The sequence below is a fragment of the Streptomyces canus genome, assembly GCF_001514145.1.
Lineage (GTDB): Bacteria > Actinomycetota > Actinomycetes > Streptomycetales > Streptomycetaceae > Streptomyces > Streptomyces canus.
The window spans coordinates 39,507-53,275 of sequence record NZ_KQ948657.1 but is presented as its reverse complement, the minus strand read 5'-3'; the positions used below and the strand labels follow the sequence as shown (position 1 = coordinate 53,275).

At 70.2% G+C, this 13,769-nt stretch carries 10 protein-coding genes; 2 read left to right on the top strand and 8 right to left on the bottom strand.

Features of this window, described 5'->3' with window-relative positions:
• Window positions 1–80: 80 nt before the first annotated feature.
• From AQJ46_RS05055 to AQJ46_RS05035, 5 genes are all read right to left on the bottom strand, one after another.
• Entirely contained in the window at window positions 81–269 is a 189-nt protein-coding gene (locus AQJ46_RS05055; RefSeq protein WP_030597201.1) for a DUF6104 family protein, read from the bottom strand.
• Window positions 270–354: 85 nt separating this feature from the next.
• Complete coding sequence (locus AQJ46_RS05050; protein WP_059204478.1) at window positions 355–4,182, bottom strand: multifunctional oxoglutarate decarboxylase/oxoglutarate dehydrogenase thiamine pyrophosphate-binding subunit/dihydrolipoyllysine-residue succinyltransferase subunit; 3,828 nt, start codon at window positions 4,180–4,182, stop codon at window positions 355–357.
• A 294-nt stretch (window positions 4,183–4,476) separates the two neighbouring features.
• Window positions 4,477–5,583 (bottom strand): HAMP domain-containing sensor histidine kinase, encoded by a 1,107-nt coding sequence (locus tag AQJ46_RS05045; RefSeq protein ID WP_059204477.1) that lies wholly within the window; start codon window positions 5,581–5,583, stop codon window positions 4,477–4,479.
• On the bottom strand, window positions 5,580–6,317 hold the full coding sequence (locus AQJ46_RS05040; protein ID WP_057612257.1) for a response regulator transcription factor: 738 nt from the start codon (window positions 6,315–6,317) through the stop codon (window positions 5,580–5,582). Before AQJ46_RS05040 ends, AQJ46_RS05045 begins: the two co-directional genes overlap by 4 nt.
• A gap of 123 nt (window positions 6,318–6,440) precedes the next feature.
• Window positions 6,441–7,118 carry a spermine/spermidine synthase domain-containing protein gene (locus AQJ46_RS05035; RefSeq protein ID WP_059204476.1) on the bottom strand — a complete coding sequence of 226 codons (678 nt, stop codon included), beginning with the start codon at window positions 7,116–7,118 and terminating at the stop codon, window positions 6,441–6,443.
• A gap of 139 nt (window positions 7,119–7,257) precedes the next feature.
• On the opposite strand from AQJ46_RS05035, the gene AQJ46_RS05030 reads away from it, so the two are divergent.
• Window positions 7,258–8,064 (top strand): rhomboid-like protein, encoded by an 807-nt coding sequence (locus tag AQJ46_RS05030; protein ID WP_059204475.1) that lies wholly within the window; start codon window positions 7,258–7,260, stop codon window positions 8,062–8,064.
• A gap of 70 nt (window positions 8,065–8,134) precedes the next feature.
• Here AQJ46_RS05030 and AQJ46_RS05025 read toward each other — a convergent pair whose 3' ends face one another.
• Window positions 8,135–8,932, bottom strand: coding sequence for a GNAT family N-acetyltransferase (locus AQJ46_RS05025; RefSeq protein WP_059204474.1), 798 nt, complete (start codon window positions 8,930–8,932; stop codon window positions 8,135–8,137).
• 540 nt (window positions 8,933–9,472) lie between these two features.
• Window positions 9,473–10,129: a GNAT family N-acetyltransferase gene (locus AQJ46_RS05020; RefSeq protein ID WP_059204473.1), complete on the bottom strand. Its 657-nt coding sequence runs from the start codon at window positions 10,127–10,129 to the stop codon at window positions 9,473–9,475.
• Window positions 10,130–10,308: 179 nt separating this feature from the next.
• Between AQJ46_RS05020 and lon the strand changes: the two genes are divergently transcribed.
• Window positions 10,309–12,723 carry an endopeptidase La gene (gene lon / locus AQJ46_RS05015; protein WP_059204472.1) on the top strand — a complete coding sequence of 805 codons (2,415 nt, stop codon included), beginning with the start codon at window positions 10,309–10,311 and terminating at the stop codon, window positions 12,721–12,723.
• 100 nt (window positions 12,724–12,823) lie between these two features.
• On the opposite strand, the gene AQJ46_RS05010 is transcribed toward lon, so the two are convergent.
• Window positions 12,824–13,666, bottom strand: coding sequence for a lysozyme (locus AQJ46_RS05010; RefSeq protein ID WP_059204471.1), 843 nt, complete (start codon window positions 13,664–13,666; stop codon window positions 12,824–12,826).
• Window positions 13,667–13,769: the final 103 nt, after the last annotated feature.

Sequence of the window (13,769 nt, the reverse complement as noted above, 5' to 3'; positions counted from 1 at the left end):
CGACAGACCCCCGCGACCGACCGCCGCCACGAAAAGCGGGGCACCTCAGGGGTGCCCCGTGATGGAGAAGCCGTAAGGCCCTATTCGTCGTCCTCGTCGTCCTCGTCGTCCAGCCGGGCCAGCCACGTGGCCAGCCGCTCCACCGGTACCTCGAAGTCGGGATTGAGGTCGACGAACGTCCGTAGCTGCTCGGCGAGCCACTCGAAGGTGACTTCCTCCTCGCCGCGCCGCTTCTCCAGTTCCTCGATGCCACGGTCCGTGAAGTACATGGCTCAAGGATAAGTGCGCCGAAACGGCCGGGCCGCACCCCCGGAGAGGGGGTGCGGCCCGGTCACGCACAGCCTTCGAGAGCGGTTACGCGTCGAACACCTCACGCACCAACTGCTCCTGCTCGGCCTGGTGCCGCTTCGCCGAGCCCACCGCCGGGGACGAGCCGTGCGGGCGGGAGATCCGCCGCAGCCGCTCGCCGTGCGGGATGTCCGCGCCGACCGCCAGGTCCAGGTGGTCGATCAGGTTGAGGGCGATGAAGGGCCACGCGCCCTGGTTCGCCGGCTCCTCCTGGGCCCAGAGGTACTTCTCGGCGTTCGGGTACTTGGCGATCTCGGCCTGGAGCTCGGCACCCGGAAGGGGGTACAGGCGCTCGACGCGGATGATCGCCGTGTCCGTGACACCGCGCTTCTGACGCTCGGCGTCGAGGTCGTAGTAGACCTTGCCGGCGCAGAAGACGACCTTCTTGACCGCGGCCGCGTCCACCGACGTGTCGCCGATGACCGGGCGGAACTGACCCGACGTGAACTCCTCCGTCTTCGACGCGGCGGCCTTGAGGCGCAGCATCGACTTCGGGGTGAAGACCACCAGCGGCTTGTGGTGCGGGTTGTGCACCTGCCACCGCAGGAGGTGGAAGTAGTTCGACGGGAGGGTCGGCATCGCGACCGTCATGTTGTTCTGGGCGCAGAGCTGGAGGAAGCGCTCCACGCGCGCGGACGAGTGGTCCGGGCCCTGGCCCTCGTAGCCGTGGGGGAGGAGCAGCGTCACACCGCTCGTCTGGCCCCACTTCTGCTCCGCCGCCGAGATGTACTCGTCGACGATCGTCTGCGCGCCGTTGACGAAGTCACCGAACTGCGCCTCCCACAGCACGAGCGCGTCGGGGCGGGCCAGCGAGTAGCCGTACTCGAAGCCCATGACCGCGTACTCGGACAGGAGGGAGTTGTAGACGTTGTAGCGGGCCTGGTCCTCGGCGAGGTACTGGAGCGGGGTGTGCTCCTCGCCTGTCTCCCGGTCGATCAGGACCGCGTGGCGCTGGCCAAACGTACCGCGCTGCGAGTCCTGGCCGGAGAGGCGGACCGGGGTGCCCTCGAGGAGCAGGGAGCCCACGGCCAGCGTCTCGCCCATGCCCCAGTCGATCGTGCCGTCCTCGACCATCGACGCCCGGCGCTGCAGCTGCGGCAGCAGACGCGGGTGGACGTGGAAGGTGTCGGGGATGTTGACCTGGGACTCGGCGATCCGCTTCACGGTCTCCGAGGAGATCGCGGTGTTCACGGCGACCGGGAACTCGGCCTGCGGGTCGGAGACGGGTCCGGCGGCCGGCTGGGCCGTGACGGCCTCGCGGACCTCGGTGAAGACCTTCTCCAGCTGGCCCTGGTAGTCCTGCAGGGCCTGCTCGGCCTCTTCCAGGGTGATGTCGCCGCGACCGATCAGGGACTCGGTGTACAGCTTGCGCACCGAGCGCTTCTTGTCGATCAGGTCGTACATCAGCGGCTGGGTGAAGGCCGGGTTGTCCGACTCGTTGTGACCGCGGCGGCGGTAGCAGATGAGGTCGATCACCACGTCCTTGTTGAACGCCTGGCGGAACTCGAAGGCCAGACGGGCCACGCGGACCACGGCCTCCGGGTCGTCGCCGTTCACGTGGAAGATCGGGGCCTCGATCATCCTCGCCACGTCCGTCGCGTACATCGACGAGCGGGAGGACTCCGGGGCGGCCGTGAAGCCGACCTGGTTGTTGATGACGATGTGGACCGTGCCGCCGGTGCGGTAACCCCGCAGCTGCGACATGTTCAGGGTCTCGGCCACCACGCCCTGGCCCGCGAAGGCCGCGTCGCCGTGCAGGGCGACCGGCAGGACCGTGAAGTCCGTGCCGCCCTTGTTGATGATGTCCTGCTTGGCGCGGGTGATGCCCTCGATGACCGGGTCGACCGTCTCCAGGTGGGAGGGGTTCGCCGCCAGCGAGACCTTGATCTGCTCGCCGTCCAGGCCCGTGAAGGTGCCCTCGGCGCCCAGGTGGTACTTCACGTCACCGGAGCCGTGCATCGACTTCGGGTCGAGGTTGCCCTCGAACTCGCGGAAGATCTGCGCGTACGACTTGCCGACGATGTTCGCCAGGACGTTCAGCCGGCCGCGGTGGGCCATGCCGATGACGACCTCGTCCAGGCGGGACTCGGCGGCCGAGTCCAGCACCGCGTCGAGCAGCGGGATGACGGACTCGCCGCCCTCCAGGGAGAAGCGCTTCTGGCCGACGTACTTCGTCTGCAGGAAGGTCTCGAAGGCCTCCGCCGCGTTCAGCCGGCGCAGGATGCGCAGCTGCTCCTCGCGCTCCGGCTTGGTGTGCGAGCGCTCGATGCGGTCCTGGATCCACCTGCGCTGCTTCGGGTCCTGGATGTGCATGAACTCGACGCCGGTGGTGCGGCAGTACGAGTCGCGCAGCACACCGAGGATGTCGCGCAGCTTCATCAGGGACTTGCCGGCGAAGCCGCCGACCGCGAACTCCCGCTCCAGGTCCCACAGGGTGAGGCCGTGCTCGGTGATGTCCAGGTCGGGGTGCTTGCGCTGGCGGTACTCCAGCGGGTCGGTGTCGGCCATGACGTGGCCGCGGACCCGGTAGGAGTGGATCAGCTCGAAGACGCGGGCGGCCTTGGTGACGTCGTCGTCGTGCGAGGCGTCGATGTCCTTGAGCCAGCGGACCGGCTCGTAGGGGATGCGCAGCGCCTCGAAGATCTCGTCGTAGAAGCCGCCCTCACCGAGGAGGAAGTTCGCGACGATCCGCAGGAACTCGCCGGAGGCGGCACCCTGGATGACCCGGTGGTCGTAGGTCGACGTGAGCGTCATGACCTTGGCGATGCCGAGCTTGTTCAGGGTGTCCTGGGAGGTGCCCTGGAACTCCGCCGGGTAGTCCATGGAGCCGACGCCCATGATGACCGACTGGCCGGGCATCAGGCGGGGCACGGAGTGGACCGTGCCGAGGCCGCCGGGATTCGTCAGGGAGACCGTCACACCGGTGAAGTCGTCCATCGTCAGCTTGCCGTCACGGGCACGGCGGACGATGTCCTCGTAGGCCTGCCAGAACTCGAAGAAGTTCAGCGTCTCGGCCTTCTTGATGCCCGCGACGACCAGCTGGCGGTCGCCGTTGGGCTTCACCAGGTCGATGGCGAGGCCGAAGTTGACGTGCGGCGGCTTGACGAGGGTGGGCTTCCCGTCCTTCTCCGCGTAGTGCCAGTTCATCGACGGCATGGCCTTGATGGCCTGCACCATCGCGTAGCCGATCAGGTGCGTGAAGGAGATCTTCCCGCCCCGGGCCCGCTTCAGATGGTTGTTGATGACGATGCGGTTGTCGAAGAGCAGCTTCACCGGGACCGCGCGCACGGACGTGGCCGTGGGCAGCTCCAGGGAGGCGTTCATGTTCTTCGCGACCGCGGCGGCGGGACCGCGCAGGGTCACCATCTCCGGGCCCTCCGCGGAGGAACCCGCAGCGGCGGCGGGCTTCGCAGCGGCGGCGGCCGGCTTCGCAGCGGCCGGCTTGGCAGCCGGGGCGGCCTGAGCCGGAGCGGCGGCCGGAGCGGCCTTGGCGGGGGCCGGAGCCGCGGCGGCCGGCTTGGCGGCCGGAGCAGCGGCCGGGGCCGGCGCGGCGGCCTGAGCCGGAGCGGTGGGGGCCGGTGCGGCCGCGGCCGTGGTGGTGGTCTCCGCGGCCCCCGCGGCCGCGGTACCCGCCGCAGCCGGAGCGGCGGCCCCCGACTTGTAGTCGGCGAAGAAGTCCCACCAGGCACGGTCTACCGAATTCGGGTCCTGGAGGTACTGCTGATAGATCTCGTCGACGAGCCACTCGTTCGGGCCGAACGCGGCAGCGGGGTTCTTGCCCGCTTGGTCTGCGTCGGTCGAGATGCTCGAGTTACTGGGGGACTGTGGCGACACGGCGGCAACCGCCCTCTTCCGCTTCTCACAAGGTGATGGACAGCGGGAATAAAGGCTACGCCCCCAAGACGGTGAAGGTCAGGCCGGGCCGGTCCATCGTCGTGTAAGTCACATCAAAGAGCGGGTTTCGGGGGCGGAAATGGCGGGAAACAAGCGTGGTTCCGCTGCGTGAATCCACGGGAGGGAAGCACCGAGCGGGGCTCTGCGCGACGATGGCGCGGCCCTCTGCCTGATCACACGTGTCCGTCGGCGCGGAACAGAGATGGATCTTGTGGCTCCGCTTCGAACTTTACGTCAACTTGGCAGAGATGGAAGTCCTGGAAGGGTGACAAGGATCCTGCAGCCCCGATCGGATTCAGCCACTCCGATCCGGCCGCCGTGCAGATCCACCGCCCAGCGGGCGATGGCGAGCCCGAGTCCGGTGCCGCCGTCGCTGCCCGGTCCGTGCGGCCGCCTGACCTGGCCGCGGTTGAACCGCTCGAAGACGCGGTGCCACTCCGAGCGCGGAATGCCGGGGCCCTCGTCGAGAACCTCCAGCTCGAGCGACTCCGGCAGGGACCCGCGCCGCGCCTTGACCGTCACCCGGCCGTGCGCCGGGCTGTGCTTGACCGCGTTGTCGATGAGGTTGGCGACGACCTGGTGGATGCGCTCCGGGTCGGCGTGAGCGGTGAGCTCCGGCGGGGACACGTCGAGGTGCAGATGGACGTCGTTGCGGGTGTGACTGCCGGACCCGGACGCGATGCCCCCGCGCGCGGTGGCGACCATGTTGGCCTCCTTCAGCACGCCCGACAGATACGGCCACACCTCGAAACGGCGCTTTTTCAGCGGTACGACGCCGTTGTCGAGCCGCGACAGGTCCAGCAGCGTCTCCACCAGCCGGCCGAGCCGCTCGGTCTGCTTCAGGGCCGTGCGCATGGTCTCGGGGTCGGCCTGGGTGACCCCGTCGACGATGTTCTCCAGCACCGCGCGCAGGCCCGCGATGGGCGTGCGCAGCTCATGGGAGACATTTGCCACAAGTTCCTTGCGCTGGCGTTCCTGGGCCTCCAGGTCGTCCGCCATGCGGTTGATCGTCTGGGCCAGGTCGCCCAGCTCGTCCCGGCGGTTCTCCCGCACCCGGCGGGTGTAGTCGCCGTGCGAGATGGACCGGGCGACCGCGTTCATGTCGTCCAGCGGCGCGGTGAGCGAATGCGCCACGAACTGCGTAATGAGCAGTGTGGCGATCATCGAGAAGACCGTGATGAAGCGCAGCTCGGTCGCCGTGCGCATCGCGATCATCATCAGCCCGGTGGTGATGAGGACCGCGATGACGACCAGCGCGCCCAGCTTGGTCTTGATCGAGAACGGGCTCACGCCACCCCAGGGTTCCTTGGGGCTTCTCCGGACGGCCGGACCCTCGCTCATGGCGTCGGCGTCTCCAGGGCGTAGCCCACGCCGTGCACCGTACGGATCCGCTCGGCGCCGATCTTCCGGCGCAGTGCCTTGATGTGGCTGTCGACCGTGCGGGTGCCGGAGGCGTCCGCCCAGTCCCAGACCTCGGCCAGCAACTGCTCACGGGAGAGCACCGCGCGCGGGGTGTTGGCCAGGCACACCAGGAGGTCGAACTCGGTGGGCGTCAGATGCACGTCCTCCGAGCGCACCCGCACCCGGCGCTGCGCGTGGTCGATCTCCAGCTCGCCGAGCCGGAGAATGCCGGACCGGGGCGTCGCGGCGGCCAGTGCGGCCCGCTCGACCCGCCGCAGCAGGACGTGCACGCGCGCGGCCAGCTCACGCATCGAGAACGGCTTGGTCATGTAGTCGTCCGCGCCGACGCCGAGCCCGACCAGCATGTCGGTCTCGTCGTCCCGCGCGGTGAGCATCATCACCGGCACCGGACGGGCGGCCTGCACACGGCGGCAGACCTCGAGACCGTCGAAGCCGGGCAGCATGATGTCGAGGATCAGCAGGTCCGGCTGCCAGGCCTCTGCCGTGTCCACCGCCGACGGACCGTCGACCGCTGTTTGCACGAGGAATCCCTCGGCGCGCAGGCGGGTCGCGATGGCGTCGACGATCGTCGGATCGTCCTCGACGACCAGAACCCGGCGCTGTGCGCCCGGCGTGGCCGTCGTGCCGTTGTGGGAGGTGTGTGTCTGCTCCATCGCCCGCCCCTGGGGAGTGCTTTCCGGAACCATGTGGGGTGATTCCTTGTCTGCGCATGACTGCGATTGACGCTTGAATGATCGGCGTAGGGAAGCAGAGTACGGGGAGTCATCACCCCTTTGCTATCCAGGTCGGACGGCGAGATGCACGACGTCGGGTACGCCCCGGGCAACGGGGATCTCCTCGGTACGTACCTGCTGGAACCCGGCATTTGCTAGGGATCCCTCAAATTCCGCAGAGGGTTTCGCGGACCACACGGCCAGTACCCCGCCCGGCTTCAACACCCTTGCGCAGCTTGTGAGTCCGGCACGCGCGTAGAGTCCGCCGTTGCCCTCCGTGACCGTCCAGCCGGGCCCGTTGTCGATGTCGAGGCACAGCACGTCAAAAGTGGCGCATGTCTCATTGACGAATCCGACTAGATCCGTTTCCAGAATGTTCGTCCGGGGATCGGCGAGCGCCTCGGCCGAGAGCGCCGAGAGCGGGCCCGCGCGGTGCCAGTCGACGATCGCCGGTTCCCGCTCCACGACCGTGATCCGGCCCCAGCGCGGATTCGCGGCCGCGTGTGCGAGCGAGAAGCCGACGCCGAGGCCGCCGATGAGGACGTGCGGGGCGGGGCGGTCGTCGAGGGCGTCGAGCGCCGCGTCGACGAGCATCCGCTCCGAGCGTCCGTCGGAGGTGTCCATCAGGAAGCAGCCGTTGGCGATGATCTGGAGCAACTCGCCGTGGCGCCGCAGGACGACCTCCCCGTAGGGGCCCTCGCGACGGTCCAGGACTTCGGGAATGTCGTACGAGGTGGGCATCGGCCCATTCTGGCAGGTACGGCGTCCCGACCGGGACTTCTTGAGAAGTCCCTGTGAATGGGCGGCGAGGTGGCGCAGGTCACAGACAGCGGATGGGTCGGGCGCGAAGGCTGGGGTGAAAGGGAAGGAGCAGCTCACCTTGGAACGGACCGTGCCTGCCACTCCTTCCGACGACGCGCCCGCCCCCGCGCCGGTGGCGGGCCTGCTCGACGGCATGCCCCGGCAGCGGGAACGGGGCATGACGGGTGCCGTCGAGACACCGGCGACACCCCCGCCAACGGCCGCCCCGGACAGCCGACTTCGCGTCCTCCGCCTCAGGCGGCTGTTCCCCACCCCCGCCGGGACCCCGTTCACCTTCGTCTACGGTGCCGTCCTGGCCGTGGTCTCGCTCGTCGCCGCGCATCTCGACCCCGCCCTCGTGCACACCCTGCACCAGGGCTCCAGCACCGATGTCGCCCACCTCGTGCGGACACCCGTGCTGGTGCTGGTCGCCAGCGCCTTGTGGATCGCGGGCGGGATCCTCTCGCCGTACGCCGTCGCCCTGCTGTTCGTCCTGACCGCACTGGAGCGGCGGATCGGTGGCGTGCGCACGGCCGGTGTCTTCCTGCTCGGGCATGTCGGGGCGACCCTCGCCACGGAGGTCCCCATAGGACTCGCGGTCCTGGTCGGGCATCTGCCCGCCACCTCACTGCACCGCCTCGACTACGGAGTCAGCTTCGGTGTGGCCGCGAGCCTCGGCGCGCTGTCGGGGCTGCTCGGGCCGTGGCTGGGCCGGCCGTTGCTGGCCCTCTTCGGCTGGATGCTCGTGACGAACCTGATCGGGTTCACCGACCCGATGACCGACTGGGGCCACCTGATCGCCCTGACGATCGGCGTCGCGACCTGGCCGGCGGTACGGCGGTGGCACCGTGCGCGCCAGCCCTTCGCCGGTCGCTGGGTGCAGTGACTCGCAGGGTTGTCGACGCGGCTGACGGGTGGCCGGCCTGCTCCCCAAGTCCCGGCAAGCCATTGCGATGTCAGCGGCCCGGCGTCCAGACGTACGGCGTCGTCGTGGTCACCGCGTGCATGCCGAGCCTGCGCAGAATGGGCGCGCTGTCGTCGGACGCGTCCACGTGCAGATACGTGACCCCGCGGGAGACGGCGAGAGCGGCGCGTACGGCGACCAGCGCGCGGTAGATGCCCCTGCCCCGCCACTCGGCGAGCGTGGATCCGCCCCACAGGCTCGCGAACCCCGTGCCCGTGCGGAACACCAGCCAGGCGGCGCACACCACTTCGCCGTCCGCCTCGGCGACGTACACCGCGATGTCGTCCGGTGCGGCGGCCACCCTGCCGATCAGGTCGTCGGCGAGCCAGCTCCAGTCCTCGCCCCACACCGCCGACTCCATCGCGGCGATCCGGCGCATGTCCGCGTCCGCGGTGACGCGGCGCACGGTGACGCCTTCCGGTGGCGCGGGCTGTCGTACGGCCATCTCGGCGGCCCGGCCGACCAGTACCGTCTCCCGCTCCTCGGGCACGAAACCGGCCGCGCGGAGTCGTTCGGTGAGGTCGGCCGGGGTGTCGTGGGAGCGGGTCTTCCATTCGACGGCCTCGCCGCGTGCCGCGAAGAAGTCACGTTGCCGCGCGATGAGTTCGTCGAGCGCGGCGCCGTCGACGCCGAGGTCGCGCGGCCCGCTCACGAACCCGCGGAACTGGCCGACGATCCTGAGCAGCGGTCCGTCCTGGTCGTACGTCACCCCCGTGGGCGGGGTCGGGGGAGCGCCACGCATCTGGTCGTCGTAGGCGGAGAGGAGGGGCTGTATGTCTGCGGTGGTCATGGTCGTTCTTTCCCCCGGTCGTCTCGGTCGTCTCGGTCATCTGGGTCGTTCGGGGCGTCGCCCCGCACGCGCGCGGGGACGTACTGGTCGTGCCGCCGTCCGCGTGGAGGAGGGCGTGGCGCATGGTGCCCTCCAGCCGGAAGCCGGCCCTCTCCGCCACCCGGCAGGAGGCATCGTCGGCGACGGCGTGGCAGAGGGTGAGGCGGTGCAGACCGAGATCGTGCAGCGCCCGGTCGGTCAGCACGGGCAGCACCCAGTAGGCGATCTCGGCGTGGCCCCGGTGGACGTTGACGCAGCCCTCTCCCGCCGCCCCCCCGCATCCGCCCGATACGCGCCGGCCTCGTCCTCGGTCGGCGTCGGCAGCAGGGTCGCGCGCCAAGGGGCCCGAGTTCCAGTCCGCCGGGAAGAGCGAGGACCCGCCGGGCGTTGTCCGCCATGCGGCCGGCGGGAACCACCGGAGGTATCGGGGCGATCACCGGCGCAGCATGACAGAGGCCGTCCCCTGTCGCCTCCGGGTTTTCCGTGGGTGGCGACGGACGGTCACCCGGCGTCCGGTCCCACGAACTTCGCACTGGTGAGCGGAGCTTCCACATGCCAGCCCAGATACTCGTACAGCCCCCGCCCCGCCGGCGTTCCCGCGAGGACGCCGGTCTCGGCGCCCGTGTCGGTCGCCACGGCCTGGAGTGTGCGCATGACGACGCTGCCCAGCCCCCGGCGCCGATGGGCGGTCACGGTCTCGATCTGGTCGAAGACGGCGGTCGCGCCGGTCGGGGTGACCTGACCGCGCGCCGCGAGGGAACCGTCGGGCGCGGCGACGAGTACACGGGTGACGCCGCCGACGGACCAGGTGCGCAGCCGGTATCCGTCGGGGGCCGCGGTCCGGTGCGCCGGTGCGGTCAGCGGGACCGTCATCAGGTAACCCGGCTCGGGATCCACCCACCAGCCCTCGTCCAGCCAGGGCCCGACCACGTCCGGGTCCTGGAACACCTTGAGCCACACCCCGGCCCCGGTCACCCCGCCCGCCACCTTGCGCACGACCCCTTCGTCCACGTCGTCGCCCAGCGCGTCGAACACGTGCCGCGACACCTGCGCGACCTGCCCCACGTCGACGGTGAACCCCCACGGCTCACGCTGCGGCGTCGCCGCCCCGCGGGACACGACCCAGCCGGTCACCCACGCCTGTACGAGTCCGTCCATGACATCCCCCTGTAATGACCGCTAGCGGTATGTGTCTATTACTGGGTGACCTTAGGGCCCGAACCGCGGATTCCGGCAGCTGTGATCGCCGACAGCGAACAGGCGAGTGGGTGGGGAACATTCGAAGGCGGCTATGCATTGAGTCGGCATAGCTCAACTTGACTGCCTAAGGGGAGATCATGGCTTCGACGTCCACACCGCTCACCCTGCCCGTGCTGCCGCTCGACGACGAGGTCGTGCTGCCCGGAATGGTGGTTCCGCTGGATCTGAACGACACCGACGTCCGTGCCGCGGTGGAGGCCGCTCAGGCCGCCGCCCGCTCGGAACCCGGAAAGCCGAAGGTCCTTCTGGTGCCACGCATCGACGGCGAATACGCCGGCACCGGTGTGCTCGGCACCATCGAGCAGGTCGGCCGGCTGGCCGACGGCGACCCGGGCGCACTCATCCGCGGCCGGAGCAGGGTGAAGATCGGTGCGGGGACCACCGGCCCGGGCGCCGCCCTGTGGGTCGAGGGGACCACGGTCGACCAGACCGTCCCCGAACCGCTGCCCGGTCACGTCACCGAACTGGTCAAGGAGTACAAGGCCCTCGCCACCGCCTGGCTGCGCAAGCGCGCCGCCTGGCAGGTCGTCGACCGGGTGCAGGCCATCGACGACGTCTCCACCCTTGCCGACAACTCCGGTTACTCGCCCTTCCTGACCACCGAGCAGAAGGTCGAACTGCTGGAGACGGCCGACCCGGTCGCCCGCCTCAAGCTCGCCACCCAGCAGCTCCGCGACCACCTCGCCGAGCAGGACGTCGCCGAGACCATCGCCAAGGACGTCCAGGAGGGCGTCGACAAGCAGCAGCGGGAGTTCCTGCTCCGCCGTCAGCTGGAAGCCGTACGCAAGGAACTGCGCGAGCTCAACGGCGAACAGGAGGGCGAGGAGTCCGACGACTACCGCGCCCGCGTGGAGGCGGCCGACCTGCCCGAGAAGGTGCGGGAGGCCGCCCTCAAGGAGGTCGACAAGCTGGAGCGGTCCAGCGACCAGTCTCCTGAGGGTTCCTGGATCCGGACCTGGCTGGACACGGTCCTCGAACTGCCGTGGAACGAACGGACCGAGGACGCGTACGACATCCAGGGCGCCCAGGCGATCCTCGACGCCGAGCACGCGGGCCTCCAGGACGTGAAGGAGCGGATCACCGAGTACCTGGCGGTGCGCAAGCGCCGCAGCGACCGCGGGCTGGGTGTCGTCGGCGGCCGGCGCGGCGGTGCCGTCCTGGCCCTGGTCGGGCCGCCCGGCGTCGGCAAGACCAGCCTCGGGGAGTCCGTGGCCCACGCCATGGGCCGCAAGTTCGTCCGCGTCGCCCTCGGTGGCGTACGGGACGAGGCGGAGATCCGCGGCCACCGGCGGACGTACGTCGGCGCGCTGCCCGGCCGGATCGTGCGGGCGATCAAGGAGGCCGGGTCGATGAACCCGGTGGTCCTGCTCGACGAGATCGACAAGGTGGGCTCCGACTTCCGCGGCGACCCCGCGGCGGCCCTCCTGGAGGTCCTGGACCCGGCGCAGAACCACACCTTCCGCGACCACTACCTCGAGGTCGAGCTCGATCTGTCGGATGTCGTCTTCCTCGCCACGGCCAACGTGCTGGAGGCGATCCCGGAGGCGCTGCTCGACCGGATGGAGCTGGTCCGGCTCGACGGGTACACCGAGGACGAGAAGATTGTCATCGCCCGTGACCACCTGCTCCCGCGCCAGCTGGAGCGGGCGGGGCTCGCCAAGGACGAGGTCGTCATCGACGAGAGCGCGCTGCGCAAGCTCGCCGGCGAGTACACCCGCGAGGCGGGCGTCCGCACCCTGGAGAGGTCCGTCGCGAGGCTGCTGCGCAAGGTGGCGGCCCAGCACGAACTGGGCGAGCGGGAGCTGCCGTTCACCGTCACGGACGCGGAACTGCGCGGTCTGATCGGCCGGCCGCACCACGTGCCCGAGTCGGCCCAGGACCCGGCGGAGCGCCGTACGGCGGTCCCCGGGGTGGCGACCGGACTCGCGGTCACCGGAGCGGGCGGAGACGTGCTGTTCGTCGAGGCGTCGCTGGCCGACCCGGAGACGGGCGCGGCGGGTCTGACGCTGACCGGCCAGCTGGGTGACGTGATGAAGGAGAGCGCGCAGATCGCGCTGAGCTTCCTGCGGTCGCGCGGCGCGGAGCTCGAACTGCCGGTCGGCGACCTGAAGGACCGGGGCGTGCACATCCACTTCCCGGCGGGCGCGGTCCCGAAGGACGGCCCGAGCGCGGGCGTCACCATGACGACGGCGCTGGCCTCGCTGCTCTCCGGCCGCCTGGTCCGCACGCACGTGGCGATGACGGGCGAGGTCTCGCTGACCGGCCGGGTCCTCCCGATCGGCGGCGTGAAGCAGAAGCTGCTCGCCGCGCACCGCGCCGGGGTGACGACCGTCATCATCCCCAAGCGCAACGAGGCCGACCTGGACGACGTCCCGGCGGAGGTGCTGGACAAGCTCGACGTCCACGCCGTCACCGACGTCCGCCAGGTCCTGGAGCTGGCGCTGTCCCCGGCGACCAACGGGGCGACGCCGGAGGTTCCGGTGGCGGCGTGAGGCCGTAGTCCTCAGCGGGCTCGGCCCGCGGCTGCCGGACGAGGTGAAGGCCCGGGTTCTCGTGAGGGAGGCCCGGGCCTTCGCCGTACGCCGGGGTGGGTCAGCCGGCGGCGAGCGCCTGTACGCGGTCCAGGGCGCCGTTGAACCGGTCGTGGTCGCCGACCGTCGGACCGGAGGAGGTGTACTGCCACATGGTGTACGTGCTCCAGCCGGCCGGGAGGGTGCCCGCCGTCGAGGCGTACCGGGCGATCCACAGCGGGTTGGCGGAGAAGCCGCCGTAGTTCCCGGTGCACTGGCTCCACCAGTTGGTGGCCGTGTAGATGACGGCGTGGCGGCCGGTGCGCGCCTTGTACCGGTTCAGGAAGTCGCGGATCCAGGTGACCATCGCGCTCTGCGACTTGCCGAAGCAGGCGTCGCCGTACGGGTTCCACTCGATGTCGAGGGTGCCGGGCAGGGTCCTGCCGTCCTGGTACCAGCCGCCGCCGCTGTCGACGAAGTAGTCGGCCTGCGTCGCGCCGCTGCTGGTGTCCGGGGTGGCGAAGTGATAGGCGCCGCGGATCATGCCGACGTCGTTGGAGCCGGTGTACTGCTGGCTGAAGTAGGGATTCCTGTAGTACGTCCCCTCACTCGCCTTGGTGTACGCCCAGCGCACCCCGCTGTTCCACAGGGTCGACCAGGAGACGTTGCCCTGGTAGCTGGCGACGTCGACGCCCTCCGCCTGGGTGGCGCGGGTGCCGGCGGGCAGACCGTCCTGGCCGTCATGCGCTACGACGCCCATTCCCATGTGGGCGGAGCCGCGGGCCGGGGTGGCGGTGGCCTCGGGGGTTTCGGGGACTTCGGCGGCCGAGACGGCGGCCGGGTGGAGCAGGGAGAACGCGGTGAGCAGGAGTGCGACGAGGAAGAGGCGTCGGGGACGTATCGGTCCGGGTCTGTGCACGGGCATGGCGTGCCTCCGAGGGCTCGGTGATGCTCGGTTGGGGAACACGGGAAGGCCGTGCCGCGCTGGCGTGAGCATGCCAGCCGCTGCTCGGCGAAGACGCTGCGTA

Bases quoted from the DNA above. Each gene is read 5' to 3' on its own strand.
- AQJ46_RS05055 (WP_030597201.1), bottom strand. From the start codon at position 269: ATGTACTTCACGGACCGTGGCATCGAGGAACTGGAGAAGCGGCGCGGC.
- AQJ46_RS05045 (WP_059204477.1), bottom strand. From the start codon at position 5,583: ATGAGCGAGGGTCCGGCCGTCCGGAGAAGCCCCAAGGAACCCTGGGGT.
- AQJ46_RS05040 (WP_057612257.1), bottom strand. From the start codon at position 6,317: ATGGAGCAGACACACACCTCCCACAACGGCACGACGGCCACGCCGGGC.
- AQJ46_RS05035 (WP_059204476.1), bottom strand. From the start codon at position 7,118: ATGCCCACCTCGTACGACATTCCCGAAGTCCTGGACCGTCGCGAGGGC.
- AQJ46_RS05025 (WP_059204474.1), bottom strand. From the start codon at position 8,932: ATGACCACCGCAGACATACAGCCCCTCCTCTCCGCCTACGACGACCAG.
- AQJ46_RS05020 (WP_059204473.1), bottom strand. From the start codon at position 10,129: ATGGACGGACTCGTACAGGCGTGGGTGACCGGCTGGGTCGTGTCCCGC.
- lon (WP_059204472.1), top strand. From the start codon at position 10,309: ATGGCTTCGACGTCCACACCGCTCACCCTGCCCGTGCTGCCGCTCGAC.
- AQJ46_RS05010 (WP_059204471.1), bottom strand. From the start codon at position 13,666: ATGCCCGTGCACAGACCCGGACCGATACGTCCCCGACGCCTCTTCCTC.